The organism is Microbulbifer maximicatervae (SeqCode), assembly GCF_052467065.1.
Genome location: NZ_CP174299.1, coordinates 3,595,108 through 3,609,392, shown reverse-complemented (window position 1 = coordinate 3,609,392; position 14,285 = coordinate 3,595,108). Strand labels below are relative to the sequence as shown.

The 14,285-nt window shown below is 49.0% G+C and carries 16 protein-coding genes; 8 read left to right on the top strand and 8 right to left on the bottom strand.

The window, feature by feature from the left end:
- Nucleotide 1: 1 nt before the first annotated feature.
- Nucleotides 2-478, bottom strand: coding sequence for an Hsp20 family protein (locus ACJJI1_RS16050; protein WP_413665168.1), 477 nt, complete (start codon nucleotides 476-478; stop codon nucleotides 2-4).
- 146 nt (nucleotides 479-624) lie between these two features.
- On the opposite strand from ACJJI1_RS16050, the gene thpR reads away from it, so the two are divergent.
- Nucleotides 625-1,209 (top strand): RNA 2',3'-cyclic phosphodiesterase, encoded by a 585-nt coding sequence (thpR, locus tag ACJJI1_RS16045; protein WP_444957269.1) that lies wholly within the window; start codon nucleotides 625-627, stop codon nucleotides 1,207-1,209.
- Between the two features lie 96 nt (nucleotides 1,210-1,305).
- On the opposite strand, the gene ACJJI1_RS16040 is transcribed toward thpR, so the two are convergent.
- Nucleotides 1,306-2,238 carry a hypothetical protein gene (locus tag ACJJI1_RS16040; RefSeq protein ID WP_444957268.1) on the bottom strand — a complete coding sequence of 311 codons (933 nt, stop codon included), beginning with the start codon at nucleotides 2,236-2,238 and terminating at the stop codon, nucleotides 1,306-1,308.
- 539 nt (nucleotides 2,239-2,777) lie between these two features.
- Here ACJJI1_RS16040 and ACJJI1_RS16035 point away from each other — a divergent pair.
- Nucleotides 2,778-3,134 carry an HPF/RaiA family ribosome-associated protein gene (locus ACJJI1_RS16035; RefSeq protein ID WP_413665165.1) on the top strand — a complete coding sequence of 119 codons (357 nt, stop codon included), beginning with the start codon at nucleotides 2,778-2,780 and terminating at the stop codon, nucleotides 3,132-3,134.
- An 87-nt stretch (nucleotides 3,135-3,221) separates the two neighbouring features.
- Here ACJJI1_RS16035 and gorA read toward each other — a convergent pair whose 3' ends face one another.
- On the bottom strand, nucleotides 3,222-4,580 hold the full coding sequence (gorA, locus tag ACJJI1_RS16030) for a glutathione-disulfide reductase (protein ID WP_413665164.1): 1,359 nt from the start codon (nucleotides 4,578-4,580) through the stop codon (nucleotides 3,222-3,224).
- A 241-nt stretch (nucleotides 4,581-4,821) separates the two neighbouring features.
- Here gorA and ACJJI1_RS16025 point away from each other — a divergent pair, with 241 nt between their 5' ends.
- Nucleotides 4,822-5,322 carry a hypothetical protein gene (locus ACJJI1_RS16025; RefSeq protein ID WP_413665163.1) on the top strand — a complete coding sequence of 167 codons (501 nt, stop codon included), beginning with the start codon at nucleotides 4,822-4,824 and terminating at the stop codon, nucleotides 5,320-5,322.
- A 78-nt stretch (nucleotides 5,323-5,400) separates the two neighbouring features.
- Here ACJJI1_RS16025 and ACJJI1_RS16020 read toward each other — a convergent pair whose 3' ends face one another.
- The 4 genes from ACJJI1_RS16020 to ACJJI1_RS16005 all read right to left on the bottom strand — a co-directional run bounded on the left by ACJJI1_RS16020 (nucleotide 5,401) and on the right by ACJJI1_RS16005 (nucleotide 9,483).
- Nucleotides 5,401-6,525, bottom strand: a complete 1,125-nt coding sequence (locus ACJJI1_RS16020; protein WP_444957267.1) for a TIGR01620 family protein — start codon at nucleotides 6,523-6,525, stop codon at nucleotides 5,401-5,403.
- Nucleotides 6,522-7,979 carry a YcjX family protein gene (locus ACJJI1_RS16015; protein ID WP_444957266.1) on the bottom strand — a complete coding sequence of 486 codons (1,458 nt, stop codon included), beginning with the start codon at nucleotides 7,977-7,979 and terminating at the stop codon, nucleotides 6,522-6,524. Before ACJJI1_RS16015 ends, ACJJI1_RS16020 begins: the two co-directional genes overlap by 4 nt.
- A gap of 140 nt (nucleotides 7,980-8,119) precedes the next feature.
- Entirely contained in the window at nucleotides 8,120-8,929 is an 810-nt protein-coding gene (locus tag ACJJI1_RS16010; protein ID WP_444957265.1) for a GIN domain-containing protein, read from the bottom strand.
- A gap of 131 nt (nucleotides 8,930-9,060) precedes the next feature.
- Nucleotides 9,061-9,483: an HIT family protein gene (locus ACJJI1_RS16005; protein WP_444957264.1), complete on the bottom strand. Its 423-nt coding sequence runs from the start codon at nucleotides 9,481-9,483 to the stop codon at nucleotides 9,061-9,063.
- A gap of 336 nt (nucleotides 9,484-9,819) precedes the next feature.
- Here ACJJI1_RS16005 and ACJJI1_RS16000 point away from each other — a divergent pair, with 336 nt between their 5' ends.
- The 4 genes from ACJJI1_RS16000 to tcdA all read left to right on the top strand — a co-directional run bounded on the left by ACJJI1_RS16000 (nucleotide 9,820) and on the right by tcdA (nucleotide 12,068).
- A complete protein-coding gene (locus tag ACJJI1_RS16000; RefSeq protein ID WP_444957263.1) occupies nucleotides 9,820-10,179 on the top strand; it encodes a hypothetical protein in 360 nt (119 codons plus the stop codon).
- Between the two features lie 138 nt (nucleotides 10,180-10,317).
- Entirely contained in the window at nucleotides 10,318-10,782 is a 465-nt protein-coding gene (locus ACJJI1_RS15995) for an FKBP-type peptidyl-prolyl cis-trans isomerase (RefSeq protein ID WP_444957262.1), read from the top strand.
- 49 nt (nucleotides 10,783-10,831) lie between these two features.
- Nucleotides 10,832-11,281, top strand: coding sequence for a thiol-disulfide oxidoreductase DCC family protein (locus ACJJI1_RS15990; protein WP_444894339.1), 450 nt, complete (start codon nucleotides 10,832-10,834; stop codon nucleotides 11,279-11,281).
- Nucleotides 11,268-12,068 carry a tRNA cyclic N6-threonylcarbamoyladenosine(37) synthase TcdA gene (gene tcdA, locus ACJJI1_RS15985; protein WP_282933452.1) on the top strand — a complete coding sequence of 267 codons (801 nt, stop codon included), beginning with the start codon at nucleotides 11,268-11,270 and terminating at the stop codon, nucleotides 12,066-12,068. Before ACJJI1_RS15990 ends, tcdA begins: the two co-directional genes overlap by 14 nt.
- On the opposite strand, the gene ACJJI1_RS15980 is transcribed toward tcdA, so the two are convergent.
- On the bottom strand, nucleotides 12,065-12,949 hold the full coding sequence (locus tag ACJJI1_RS15980) for a LytR/AlgR family response regulator transcription factor (RefSeq protein ID WP_444957261.1): 885 nt from the start codon (nucleotides 12,947-12,949) through the stop codon (nucleotides 12,065-12,067). The two genes, tcdA and ACJJI1_RS15980, sit on opposite strands and share 4 nt — an antisense overlap.
- Nucleotides 12,950-13,087: 138 nt before the next feature.
- Here ACJJI1_RS15980 and ACJJI1_RS15975 point away from each other — a divergent pair, with 138 nt between their 5' ends.
- Entirely contained in the window at nucleotides 13,088-14,284 is a 1,197-nt protein-coding gene (locus ACJJI1_RS15975; protein ID WP_444905782.1) for an acyltransferase family protein, read from the top strand.
- The last annotated feature ends 1 nt before the right edge of the window (nucleotide 14,285 follow it).

Sequence of the window (14,285 nt, the reverse complement as noted above, 5' to 3'; positions counted from 1 at the left end):
CTTACGCTACTGCAGCAGTGGACTTAGTCTCACTCTCTTTGTGCTGCAGCACATTACCTTCTGTAATCGAAATTTTTCGTGGTTTCATCGCTTCAGGTATTTCACGTACCAATTCTATATGTAACAACCCACTAGCCAGTTTTGCATCGGTCACTTTCACGTGATCGGCAAGTTGAAAGCGCCGCTCAAAATTTCTTGCGGCGATACCCCTGTGTAAATAATTTCCCTGGCTATTACTTTCTGGCTTAGTACCGCTAACCACTAAACGATTTTGCTCCACCTGAATATCGAGTTCAGACTGCTCAAAGCCAGCGACAGCCATGGAAATTCGGTAGCTATCCTCACCGGTCAACTCTATATCGTAAGGGGGGTAGGATGGCTGTTTTTGCTCGCTTGTGGTCATTGCATCGAGCAGACTGGCCATACGGTCAAAACCAATTGCAGAGCGATAAAGTGGAGAGAAATCAAAATTACGCATTATCATATCCTCAATTCAGAGCAATATTTAAAACTACGTCCGTCAAATGACCGGACTCTTTTCAGAGGCACTTTTCATTGAAGCTACCACCTGTACAACAGAGATATGGGCAGAGGTTTCTAATTCAAGGGTGACAGATAAATTTTATGCCAAAAAATCACAAAAAACCTTTAGAGCCCACTTGTCGAATCTTTATCGGCATCCAGCTGGATAAAACAACACAAGAATTTTTAAATTATTTAACAAGCTTCATCACGGAAAAACAAAGCGCCTCATCCTTAGCCAGCACCCGCTTGATAGCCTATAAGAACCGTCATATCACCCTTTGTTTTTTAGGTCAGATTCCAATAAAAACAATACAGCCACTAAAAACCGGGTTGACCTCAATCGCTCGAAACACAACTGAGACGAAAACCCGCCTATTTAAACTTGATACCTTCCCGGGCAATGATGCTCATCTAATCGCCGCAGAAATCACAGTCACCAAACAATTGACGGCCTTGCATATGTCCGTCAAACGCCTCGCTGAGAGCCTATCCATACCGACAGAAAACCGGCGCTATCGCCCACATATCACCCTGTGCAGAAATAGGAAACAATTTCACGGATTTTCTCCAATCGACCTAGAACACCCAATAACAATTAACAATATTACTCTCTACCAAAGTCAACCAAGTCCAACAGGAAGCCTTTACACCCCCCTACAAACAACTATTCTACAGTCGCGGTAAAACTCCTCCCCACTGTTAATATCTATTTTCTGAAACCCCAAAAAGCAAAAAAGCGAGCTTTAGGCTCGCTTTTTTATTTACTTGTTCACTGAACAATTAATTCAATTCTGACAGCACATACTCTGGGTACATAACCAATCTTGGTCGAGATAGGCGACGCGCATCAAAAATAAAGACATAGCGAGCCCCATCATCCTCAGCCGGAATTGTACGGCGGAATTTCCAAGTGTTAATTTTATAAGTTTGGCGACCTGACTCAACGGTAGTCACCAAGCGATATTGATTTTCCCCCAAAAACTCAAAGGGCACTCTTTCCCCCCCAATTGGCCGCAACTCAAGATCCCGGAACGTTTTTCTATCGTTACCTTCTTCGTCAGCCAGGAGATCACTCAGGCGTGCTGTTTCCCGCTTTACATAATCCAACAAGTCGGCATCGATCTCTCGCTTAGCAACAGCTTCCACTTTTTTAGCGGGCTCATCGCGCTTTGGCGGCTCGACCTGAGCTTTAATTTGCGGGGGTTTTGGTTTCTCATTAGTAGCAGCAGCTCGCGCCATAGCTGCCCTTCTCTCGGACGCTTCAGCCTTTGCCAGCATATCCTCAACCATCTTGCTAATTTTATCCTGCTGGGCAGAAATCTTAGCTTTGGCATCAGCAATTGCCTGCTTTTCTTCAGCCAGTTTTTGTTGAAGCTGCTGATGATTTTCTTTAATAAACTCGAGACGACGTGAACGGCTATCGACACCTCTCTCCGCCATAGCGAAGGCATGCTTAGCCTTCTTCAGGCGACGCTCAGTATCTGAGTTGGGGGTTGACTCATGAGCCCGGGTCGCTTGATTGAGCTCCTGGCGACTCGCCTCGTATTCCAGGCGCAGGTCATCGAGAGATTTCTGGGCCTGCTCAAGCTTATATTCGTAGGAGAGCAGCTCATTTTCGACATCCTCGAGCCCAACACTCCGATTTTCAAGAGACTGTTCCAATCGCGCAAGACGGTTCTTCTCCGCCGTGAGGGGCGTCTGCGCTTGTGCCACTGCCCCACCCATAACTACTAAGCCCGCCAAAAGGAGCGAGCAACACCGCTTTACCGCCATCGTCGTGAACCCATTTCTCGAATTGATGTGTTTCGTGTTTTGGAAGCGCAGCGACTCTGAATCTACGACAGAGTGAAGCTACTGCGCAATATGGTCAATTTTACGCAGGGAGCAAGCTATGAGCAATGACCTTGCGTTCACCTGAGCCAACTAGCTGATCAATAAACCTTCAAATCCACAATATTGAGTCACCACAGTGACACCACTCCAAAATTTATATGAAATTTTTCTGCGATAGCGCTTGATTTTTTTTTTGGCGGAAGCATTATGGATACCAGGGAGAAGATCGCTGGACTCAGCGGAAACCCGACCCGGACGTAAAACACCCTAAGCTGCTTTGTCAGCAAACAATCGTTGCGATTCCGGCAGCTCGGCGCTTCAACTGCAGCCTCGAACCCTCCCACTAGGGCGCCCTACCTTCTTTACAGCAAACCGCAACAGCGGCCTGCATGGTTTCTTTTAACCGGAGGTATGTGCCCATGAAATCAGCGCCTAACGATAACATTGTGTTCCGCGACATCGACAAGTCAGCCGCCCTGGCGACTACCGTATCCAAGAAGTTAAACAAGCTGGAACGTTATTGTGGCGACATCATACATAGTCGCGTAGTCCTCGAAGCTCCCCATCAACACAAAACTAAAGGCAGACACTTCAAGGCATCACTAGAGCTTGCGATTAGTGGCAATCCCGTGACTATTAGTAGTGAGAACGAATCCATACACCGAGCGGTAAACGACACATTCGCCTCCGCCGAGCGCTGCCTGAAAGAGCGTAGTGAACGCAAGAAAACACGGCGGCACCAAGCCCTACAAGAGGTTGTAGAAGAACCCAGCTAAAAACTGGGAGTCACAAAAAAGGCGGCAAAATGCCGCCTTTTTCATTATTCACAACTGCAACTTATATCTACAGCGTAACAACAGCACCTAACCTGCAACTGGAGTTCTCATAGTTACAAACTCCTCAGCAGCGGTGGGGTGAATTCCAATCGTTGAATCAAAGGTGCTTTTGGTAGCTCCTGCCTTAAGTGCTACGGCCATCCCCTGAATAATCTCCCCTGCGTCATCGCCAACCATATGCACGCCAATCACCTTGTCGTTGGACGCATCTACAACCAGCTTCATCAATGTCCGCTCTGTATTCCCACTCACAGTGTGACGCATTGGTCTGAATTCCGACTTATAAATAGTGACGTCGAGTCCAGAGTCCCGCGCCTCTTCTTCGGACAACCCCACAGTTCCGATATTCGGTTGACAGAAAACCGCTGTAGGAATGTTGTTATAGTCAATTTCAGCCGTCTCTCCAGTGCGCCAATGCTTAACCAAGGCCATAGCCTCCGCCAAGGCAACAGGAGTAAGCTGAGGCTCACCCGTTACATCTCCCAGTGCATAGATTGACTGCACACTAGTTCTAAAATTATCGTCCACAGAGATTGTGCCATCCTTGTGCAAGACAACACCCTGCTCCTCTAGCCCCAACCCTTCAACATTTGCTACGCGCCCAGTAGCGTAAAGCACCATATCTACATTAATACTGGAACCATCATCGGCATGAGCGAGCAAGCTGCCATCCTGAAGCTTCTCAATAGAAACAACGTTGTGGTTAAACTTTAGATCGATATTTTTCTTCTGCATCTCATCGCGAACAAAAGTGCGAATATCCCGATCGAATCCTCGCAAGAATAAATCTCTTCGATAAGAGAGGTGCACGTTCGCGCCGAGACCAGCAAAGATGCCTGCAAATTCGACGGCAATATAACCCCCACCAACAACCAAAACTCGCTTGGGAAAGTTTTCCATTGAGAAAACTTCATTGGAAGTCAGCGCAAATTCCCGTCCCGGAATATTCGGAATAAATGGCCATCCGCCTGTCGCCACCAAAATACGCTCTGCAGTAATTTCTTTGCCGTTAACAACAACACTGTGAGGACCTTTGATGCTGGCTCTGCCATTTAGGGTTTCCACCCCAGAGTTATCCAGCAAATTGCGATAAATCCCATTGAGTCGAGCAACTTCTTTTGCGTTGTTATCCCGCAGTGTTGGCCAGTCAAACTCAACTCCCGCGCTATTCCAGCCATAGGCTCGAGCATCAGAAAAGCCTGCGGAATAACCACTCGCATAAACAAATAATTTCTTGGGGACACAACCTACATTTACACAGGTCCCCCCCATATAGCGGTCTTCAGCCACAGCGACCTTCATTCCTTGTGCAGCAGCCATCCTACTTGCACGCACGCCACCAGAGCCGGCACCAATAACAAACAGATCAAAATCATACTCAGCCAAAATAAACTCCCACTCAGCTATGCTTCGAATAATTTTTAAACAGCCCGACAATAAGTTTTCTGTGAACAACCATCTCAAGCTGACAATTCTTACTTAATAACCGTTGACACTTGACTTCGCTTTGGATATTCATGTGACTGCTGTCACAGATATCAGCCCGCCAGAGGAAATTGCACAACAAAAAAACCTGAGGCGGATAAAATAACAGTCATTAATAAGAGCAAAACCTATGGGCAATAATATGAAATACCCAAATGCAGTGATGCAGCGCGCCCTATTGCTTACCTCTCTACTGCTCATCAGCAATTTAAGCAGCGCAAAGTCTCATCCATCCTATCTGTCAGAAAAATACTGTGGCGATGTGGTTGAACAATTTGTCGGCTCGGGCATGCGTAGCCTCGACAAGTATATCAACCATAACTTCAACCCCGAATACACCGGGGGAATTCGCAATACAATACAGTTTCTTGAACAGAGGTTGGACTGGCTGAGCGAGTGCGATGATTACCTGACAGACACCACAAAAAGCTCAGTATTTCACAGCAAAGACGACACACAAAAGATCTTCACCGCCATCAGAGAGTTAGCCAAGGAGCTCCAACACGTCCGGTCTGGAGTTGAATATCGGGATGAATCGGGAAATAACAACCCCGCCCCCTTCATACAGCGCCGCTATGAAGCCCTGGCCCAGCTGGTTGATCGACATCACACCCGCATGTTGATGAAAAAACAGTTTCAATAAGTTGCTGACTAAGGGGGCAGATTTTCGCCCCCTTACATCAAACAGTCAGCCCAAGAGATGGGCTTACGATCCCAGTAGCTACTCGGTACCCGCCTTCCGAACCTTTGCTTCCTTTCGCGAGCTAAGCCCAACCATAGAAAACAACTCGGGCATCCTCTCTTTAAGGCCACCACCAATACGGGCCATAACTGATCGCAGGCGAGGGCGCTGCTTTTCAGTAAAAGGGATTGGCCGACAGCTTTGCATTGTCGCCAGGCCGATACGCGCAACAAACAGGCTGGCTCCGACCCCCTGCCCCAAACGCACAGATACTGTACTCAGCATGCTATCGCCAACAAGTTCCGGCCACATTTCACTGATCGCATACTCACTCGCGCCAGTGTAGGCGACCAAAGACAAAACCCTCTTGAACAAGCGCCATCGCACCACAAGAGACGGCTGCACGCCATAAATCTGCGCCACATCATCAATCATTCGCAGTGACTGCCTCAGGGCAACCAGAATATCGATACTGGCAAAAGGGCTCAGCCCAACCAGTGCACCAGTGCTCGTTGAGTGGCGCACGACTCTCCTTAGAGCCTCTTGGTCAAGGGCATTTAAGAAGGTAACCTCTAAGTGCTCTAACAACTCACTGCTATCGTAATAGTCAGCTGCCTCATCTAGAACTCGATTGAGCAGTACACCTTGGGGCTTACCGGCAAAATGCTCCTGCAAATTGCGCCTGAATACTTGCGCCTCTTGGTGACTGCGGCAGTCTCGGGCCTCGGCAGCCATTGCCTGAGTTTTTTCAAGCTTGTTCAGTGGGCGCCCCGCTCGGAAAAACTCCCAAACGGAACTACCAATGATTGCACTGAAGCCCGCCATCAAAACAGCCACAAAAAGTCCCAATCCCCAGTGTTTATCGACCGCCCATTGATAAAGTCCATAAAACTCCCATCCGACCACGGCCACCACTACTGCAAGCGCAGAGAGCACTGCTGGCTTTAGCCACTTAAACCGGAAAGTGGGTAGGCGCAACTCGGAGAAAGCAATCCGATCTGGAAGAGACTCTCCAGTGGTTATTGACCTAGGAATCTCCGCTGACTCATCCGCAAGCGGTTCCACCCGCGTCGCATCTCTGTGCGGGACCTCCTGTCCAGGCTCATCTAGCGACTCGATACGTGTTTCGCGACGGTACTCAGTATTTTTATCACTATTAATCAAACCTTATCTCCCAACAGAAGGTTCAAAAGAGCATCCACCCGTATATGTGGAATATGTCCTGCCTGCATTCCCACTGGAGGCCGCAGCTGTGGTGGTGCAGCTCCCGCATAGTGACTCCACCCCTGCTCTTCATAGGGCGCCTGGGCAAAAATTTCCGCATTCTCAAAACCTAAATACTGGCCCTCGAGATCATAACCCATCAGCATTCTCCGTCCATTCTTCTGCCCCTCTCTAGAGCAGCGAACCGCGGCAATTGCCTCGCTAAATACCGGCAAGCCCCGGTGGCGGGCATCGGAGAAAGTCTGCTGCAGCTGCTGGCCCAGAAGCTGCCGCAAAGCATCGTGGTCGGCAGCAAGTACCTGATCGACTTTAGTCGCAGCAAAAAGGAGCCGATTAACCTTCGGACGCCATAGCTTGCTCAAAAACCCCGATTCGCCATAGCGGAATGTATCGGCAATATGGGCAAATGCGAGACGCATATCTTCCAGGGACTGTTCACCGGCAAATAGAGTACCAATCATATCTACCAGTACCAGTTGTCGATCGATATGTCGAAAATGGCTGTCGACAAAGGGTTTTACCTGCGCCTGTACATAGCGTTCGTAACGCGCCTGCAAAACCTTAAAAACACTACTCTCAGGCAAAGCAGCTAACTGCCTAGCATCTAAACCGCGCAAATCCAGGAGTGGTACTACCCCGTACGCCTCATCATCTAGCAGCGCTCTGCCAGGCTGTAAATAACTGAGATTCAACTTGGTTCGGCAACTCAGGAGATAAGCTCGGTATTCCCCCCATAATTCGTCCAAATTTACTTCACTGGCATTCGCCTGGGGGGACAGTGCTGCCAGCTTAGCCATCAACCGGGGGGCCAGCATTGATCGTGCATCTGTAGAAAATAGGTGTGCTTGATGACGACACCACTCTGCATAGTCCATACGCAACAGCGGCAAGTCCATCAACCATTCCCCTGGGTAGTCTCGCAACTCCACTACCAACGTCTTTCTACCATTACCCCGAAAACGGCGCCGGCTGCGTAGATGGATGTGTAACTCCATAGCCGAAGCATCTCTAGTGCTCTGTGGCCAACTAGGTGGCTCAGCCATCAGTGCCGACAGGCAGGTCTGGTAGTCAAACGGCGCCAAACCAGAGTCCAGCGCTGGCTTCAACTCTGCCCCCAACAGATCGCCATTGAGTGCAGGGGCAAAACCAGGTAATTGGGACTTCTCCGGATTGCAGAGTTGGTATATCAGACTGGTGAGAAACGTGGACTTGCCGGCACCACTGAGCCCAGTGATACCGATACAGATGCGTCGGTCCAATAAGCGTTCGGCAGCCCAGTGGGATTTATCCTGGGCCTCTCGGCTCCAGCGGCGTAACTTTTCTTTCAAATGTGGGCGAGATTGACTCTCGCGAGACATAGAATCTTCGCGGTCCAGCGACACACACTCTGTCACTTTGGGCTCCATATAAAGCTGACTTCCAGAAATGGGGATAGAGAGGATGATGGAGGCTCAAGAATACCTCCAAAAAGAAATAGGCGCACAACCTTACTGGCCGAACGCCTTAGATGCAAAGGGGGCTCAGGAGCCGCCGCTTAGTCGACCAGCGCTACGTCTCCCGACCCCATCACTGAGAAGGAGTCACTTCCCGGCCGTTTCAAGACAATATCACCCGATCCCATTATTGAACCGCTGGCATTATCGGCGCGCAGACTGCGGCCAATAAAATCACCTGAACCCATGAGGCGAACATTCACATCGGCGACTCGCCCGCCAACCAACATATCGCCGGAACCTTGTATCTCCGCAAGTAAACTCTCACCGGTAATAGTACTTATCTTCATGTCGCCAGAGCCAGTCACCGCTACTTCCCCTTTGACAGTCAATGCCTTGTTGAGGAACAAATCACCGGAACCAGTAACATACGCTTTCAAGGATTCTGCGGCGACCTTGTCGATATTGATCATTCCTGAGCCCGTCACCCCCAAAGTTAGGCCTTCACTCTCAACACTTGAAGATCTAGCCTCACCAGAGCCTGTCACCTTAAGCGCCTCAATTTTAGGCATCGTCACGGTGAAGTTAACTTCATCTCCTTGCCCTCGGGATATGGTGACAAATCCAAAAAGGTTTTGGGTGTTTTCCTCAACAGATAACTCCAACCTTTCCCCTTTTACCTCAACTTTGACGTAGGGCATTGTGCTGACAGGGCCGACAGCGATAACTTCAAAACTGTCCCCCTGAATCAACTTCAAGTGAGAACTTCCCTTGAGAGACACCTGAGTGAACCCTTCCATATCGAAACGCTTAGTTTCCATTTCTTCTGCCTGGGCATTAGTGCAAAACGCAGCGACTGTGGCGAGGACTACTACCAGCGGGGCAAAGAGCGTCTTCTTCAAAATCATCATTAGAGGAATCTCATCGTTATTACCAGTTCATACCTATGTGACTCAGTAAGCGGGGGACTTGGATGCAGTGTCCCACAAATATTTTGGGGACACCATATGACCGAGCAGTCTAAAGAATCAATCTTAACGTCCTAGCCGCACTCCGCCTCGCTAAAGCCCAACTCCTTTAAGGATTGTCGAATCTTTTCCGCCTCATGTGCCAACTGCTCTGAAGAAGCAGGCTTTTGCTTAGAGAAGTCAAAGTCTGACAATTTATCTACGGGTATCAGGTGGATATGGGTATGTGGCACTTCAATCCCAGCGATCATCACGCCCACTCGCTTCGGTGAGTAAGTTGCTTTCAGCCCTTTCGCCACCTTTTGCGCAACCAGCATTAGATGACTCGCCAGCTCCTCCGGAACATCATCCCAATGATTAATTTCCTCAACAGGAATGACCAAACAATGACCAGCCTTAATGGGTGAAATGGTCAAAATAGCTACGACCTTTTCATCTCTCCAAATAAAATTGCCAGGTAAATCGCCATTAATTATCTGAGTAAAAATACTTGCCATAAATTATCTCAAAAGGTTGAAATTTATTATTTGGTGCAAGCGTGCAGTCTAACACCAAGAAGAAAAAATAAAGTGTAAAGGCTTAGAAAATACTTGCGCAAACATAGATTTTCTTCTTTGGCGAAATAAACCCCCAATATGTGACAACCTGTCGAACAGAATGACAATTTTCTTAAACCAAGTTGGCATACCGAAAGAATATGTCTTAGGCTCGTCACCAATTAATGTTGTACCGCCATTGAGCCAATGCACATTGTGCTTCTCGTTAACAAAATACTTTTTCGGCTCTGCGGATAAACTTTAAATCAGTGCCAACTGCTCACCGGGGGGAGAGATATGGAAAGCCTGTTGGATCAGGTCGGTGGTGCTAAATTTGTCAACCGTACAGTCAGTGAATTTTACGGTGCTCTCAGCCACCACCTTTCAGCCTACGAAACTTGTGATTTCCGCAAACAATTAAGTCGTCAAGCTCAGTTTTTGAGCCATGCGTTGTCATCTACACCGGAACCAGACCGGAGTAGTCGCGCCCGCTTTTTAGCCAGGGGGTTAAACCCAGAGCTATTCGATTCAATGCTGGAGTATTTCGAGGGTCGCCTAATGGAGTTGGGCTATCGCCCTGACTTCAGCACACAACTGGTTGCGATCGTAACCAATCTCTATGGCGGTTGTGAGCAGGACCTGTCAATCGCTTGCTAATCTTTATCAGCGGCGCGCACGCACAAGTTGCGGCGCGCCCGCCCTGTCAATACAATTGCGCTTCACAGCCTTTACCCCCCGTTTTATTGCGCAGCGGTAAGCGCTCATTCACATACTCTTTTATATCAGAGATTATTCATGAAGATTGCCAACCACTCAGTTGTGGAGATCCACTACACCCTGAAAGATGCTGACGGAACAGTCATTGACTCCTCGGCCAATGGAGAGCCACTCAAATATCTGCAAGGGGTTGGCAACATCATTCCTGGGCTTGAGCGCGAGATGCTGGAAAAGGCACCTGGCGATAAATTTACTGCGGTGATTGCCCCAGAAGACGGTTACGGCGAGCAAAACCCGGAGCTGATCCAGACCATGCCACGCAGTGCCTTTGGTGGTGTTGAAGAGTTATCTGTAGGCATGGCATTCCGCGCGGAGAGCACTGAAGGTCATCCGATTGAAGTGGAAATTATCGACATCGACGGCGACGAAGTCACTATCAATGGCAACCACCCCCTCGCCGGCGTTGAGCTGCACTTCGAAATCGAAGTTGTTTCTGTGCGCGAAGCGACTGCTGAAGAGGTTGACCACGGTCACGTGCACTGATCCCATGATATGAAACGCCGCCAGTCGCGCGGCGTTTCCCCCTTCCTCAATGTCATTGCCAAACAACATCATCCTGTTTGATAGCATCTGCAACCTGTGCAATAGCTGGAGTCAACTAATACTCAAGCGCGACAGAGAGCAGCGCTTTACCCTGTGCCGAGTGCAGTCCAATGCAGGCCAACACTTCCTTAAACAGCTGAACCTGCCGCTGGACACTTACCAGACCATGATTTTGCTGGAACGACATGGTGGCACTTACCAATCCTTTTACAAAAGTGAAGCGGCACTGAGAATTGCCAGCCGCCTACCACAACCCTGGCGTTTATTGGCCATTTTGCGCTACATTCCCCGCCCGGCAAGGGATTGGCTCTACGACTTGGTTGCTCGAAACCGCTATCGCTGGTTTGGTCAACGGGAAAGTTGCCTATTGCCGTGTGACGCTGACAAACAGCGGTTTTTGGAAGATGTACCTGAAGAGACCCCAGATGAGCTTGTCTGACCAGTATTTACAGCGATTTGGCGGCATTGCTCGCCTGTATGGCGATAAGGCCCTCGAAATTTTATCCTCTGCTCACATATTGGTGATCGGTATTGGTGGCGTAGGGAGCTGGACTGCAGAGGCCTTGGCGCGAAGCGGCATTGGTCAGTTGACGCTAATAGACTTGGATGACGTCTGCATCACCAATACCAATCGTCAGAGCCACGCACTCGCCGATACTGTAGGCCATATCAAGGTCGAGGTGATGGCAGAGCGCCTACGGCAGATTAACCCGGAGATTACAGTTCATACGGAAGAGGACTTTATCGCTAATGACAATTTCTCAGAGCTGATCAATCCCGATATACACCCTATCGATGTGGTGATTGATGCAATAGATTCTGCACGGGTAAAAGCCGCCTTGATCGCTTACTGTAAAGCCCGAAAAATACGCTTGATAACGGTTGGTTCCGCAGGAGGTAAGCGCTCCCCCGATCGCATTGAGTGCGCCGATCTCGGCCGTACAATTAATGATCCGATGCTGGCAAAAGTCCGCCAACATCTATACCGCTTTCACAACTTCCAGAAGAGTCGCAAGCGCCAGTTTGGCATCGATGCGATCTTTTCCACTGAAGCAATGGTATACCCGCAGCCAGATGGGCAAGTATGCCAGCAGAAGAGCGCTATGCAGGACGGTGTTAAATTAGACTGCAGTGGCGGCTTTGGTGCGGCAACTATGATTACCGGCACCTTTGGGTTTTTGGCCGCCAACCGGGCCATCGAGCGACTTCTCCAGGCAAAAAACTAAGCCGGGGTTAATTGAGCCCTCAGCTGATCGCGGTAGCGCCTGCTCACCGGGATCAGCTGGCCGCCAACCAAGTGAATACGCGCATCACCGCTCTCCAGGGGTTCAATCTCCGCAATAGAGTCCAAGCGCACAATATAGGAGCGGTGGATGCGAGCGAATGACCCTGGATCCAAACGCTCCAGTAACTTGGTCATAGTCTCTCTCAGGGGGTAAATTCTATCGCCCAGGTGCAGATTGACATAGTTGCCAGCAGCTTCCACCCATTCGATATCCTGCACATTAACCAGAAATTCTTTTCCCAGCTTTTTCACCAGAAGACGCTCCGGCCTTTCTACTGGCTCAGCAGCATCTCCCTCATCTGGCTCTTCTAGTAAGCGCGCCTCACCCTGTAAACGTACCAATAAGAAGCGGTACAAATAAACAGAGCTTAAAAGAGCGGCATAGGTTTGAATATCTTTGAGATATTCATAGAAAAATTCTACAGGCCAGTTACCAAAGTTATAGGAACCGTCATTAAGGTGGTAAATGACCGTCCTCATAAACACCATGCCGGAAACGTGGACCAAGGACCAAGGCAAAGTGAAAAATAAATGTATGGCCAAGTTCTGCCGAACTATCCCCTTGCGCAGGGGAAAATAATGATCAAGAAGCAATATCAACGGAAATAAGATTGCGATCATTAGGATACTGGTTCCCTCCCACACCAGAAATTCCCATGGCTGAAAAATAGAACCCCAGCGGCGGTGATCAAAGTATGCCAAAACGAACTGAACAAGCCACTGGCCGACAAAAAACAACACCCAGAACCCCACCTCAAACTGTCGCCGGTGCGTCAAATACTGCTGAACCGTCATTGCTCCTGAACCAGTATAAAAATTCATCGGCAGTCTACCCCCGATTCACCCCCAAAAACCACCACTGGCCCCTAATACCCTACAAATCGGCACTTTGGGATAGCTAATGGCAAATACTAACGGGAGCATAGCAAGCGACTAAAACAGCCTCGAACGACGAAACCTATGCATTCAATAACACAGAGACGCCACGATATTGACGCCCTTCGTGTACTAGCCTTTGGCCTACTTATTCTCTACCACCTGGGAATGGCCTATGTCGCGGAATGGGGGTGGCATGTAAAAAGCAGCTACCAAAGCGAGCCACTACAACTGGTAATGCTAGCGGTTAACCAGTGGCGGATGCCGTTGTTGTTCCTGATTTCAGGTGCAGCCAGCTATTTTCTCTTCCACAAGCTGGGCACTGGGGGTTACTTACTGAGAAGAATGAAGCAGCTATTGATTCCGCTGGCATTTGGAATGCTGGTGGTGGTTCCACCCCAGGCCTACTATGAAGCGCTAAGCAACGGCATTATTGAGCCTGGATACTTATCTTTCCTGCTGAAGTACTTCTCGTTCAGCCCCTGGCCAGAAAATGCCTTTGCTGGAAGTGAGTTTGGCCTGACCTGGAACCACCTGTGGTATCTACCCTATCTGGCATGCTACACCCTGGCCCTTATTCCTCTAGCCCTGTGGTTTAAACACCAACGGTGGCTGGGCCGATTCATGGAGAATATTAAATCTTGGCAACTGCTAATTCTACCGCTTGTGCCTATGATGGTGTACGGCCTGGTCCTATTTCCGCGCTTTGGTGGAATAAACTATGCCGTCGTCGACGACTGGTACACCCATGCCAGATTTTTTACTTATTTCTTCTGCGGCTACTTGCTGGTCAGCAGTAACGCTCCCTGGGAAATACTGGCAAGGCTGCGCAATCGCTTGATTATTGCAGCGCCCCTCACTTTCGCCCTATATCTATTATTTGATCGAGTACTACCTGATAACAGTATTCCCGCGCAGAAAATACTGCTTTTTATTGTTATCTATACAAATCGATGGGTATGGCTCCTGGCTGTTTTAGCCTGCGCTTATCGATTTCTCAATAAGCAATTCCGTTGGTTACCCTATGCCACTGAAGCGGTTTATCCCTGGTATATCCTCCATCAAACCATTACCGTAATCGCTGTGTATCAATTGGGGCAACTCGCTCTGGGGCCCATCCTGGAGCCCTTGCTAGTATTATTAATCACTATTTTCGGCTGCTGGGCTTCATATGAATTTATCATCCGAAGAAATCCAGTTTTACGGCCGCTGTTTGGTTTAAAGCCTATTTCCAATATAAGGCCTATTGCGGTGGAGGCCCCCATACCCCGCTCCAGTTAAG

Coding starts and splice junctions, on each gene's coding strand:
- ACJJI1_RS16010 (WP_444957265.1), bottom strand. CDS start 8,929: ATGATGATTTTGAAGAAGACGCTCTTTGCCCCGCTGGTAGTAGTCCTC.
- thpR (WP_444957269.1), top strand. CDS start 625: ATGCCAAAAAATCACAAAAAACCTTTAGAGCCCACTTGTCGAATCTTT.
- ACJJI1_RS16035 (WP_413665165.1), top strand. CDS start 2,778: ATGAAATCAGCGCCTAACGATAACATTGTGTTCCGCGACATCGACAAG.
- ACJJI1_RS16025 (WP_413665163.1), top strand. CDS start 4,822: ATGAAATACCCAAATGCAGTGATGCAGCGCGCCCTATTGCTTACCTCT.
- ACJJI1_RS16005 (WP_444957264.1), bottom strand. CDS start 9,483: ATGGCAAGTATTTTTACTCAGATAATTAATGGCGATTTACCTGGCAAT.
- ACJJI1_RS15990 (WP_444894339.1), top strand. CDS start 10,832: ATGTCATTGCCAAACAACATCATCCTGTTTGATAGCATCTGCAACCTG.
- ACJJI1_RS15975 (WP_444905782.1), top strand. CDS start 13,088: ATGCATTCAATAACACAGAGACGCCACGATATTGACGCCCTTCGTGTA.
- ACJJI1_RS16000 (WP_444957263.1), top strand. CDS start 9,820: ATGGAAAGCCTGTTGGATCAGGTCGGTGGTGCTAAATTTGTCAACCGT.
- ACJJI1_RS15995 (WP_444957262.1), top strand. CDS start 10,318: ATGAAGATTGCCAACCACTCAGTTGTGGAGATCCACTACACCCTGAAA.
- ACJJI1_RS15980 (WP_444957261.1), bottom strand. CDS start 12,949: ATGAATTTTTATACTGGTTCAGGAGCAATGACGGTTCAGCAGTATTTG.
- tcdA (WP_282933452.1), top strand. CDS start 11,268: ATGAGCTTGTCTGACCAGTATTTACAGCGATTTGGCGGCATTGCTCGC.
- ACJJI1_RS16050 (WP_413665168.1), bottom strand. CDS start 478: ATGCGTAATTTTGATTTCTCTCCACTTTATCGCTCTGCAATTGGTTTT.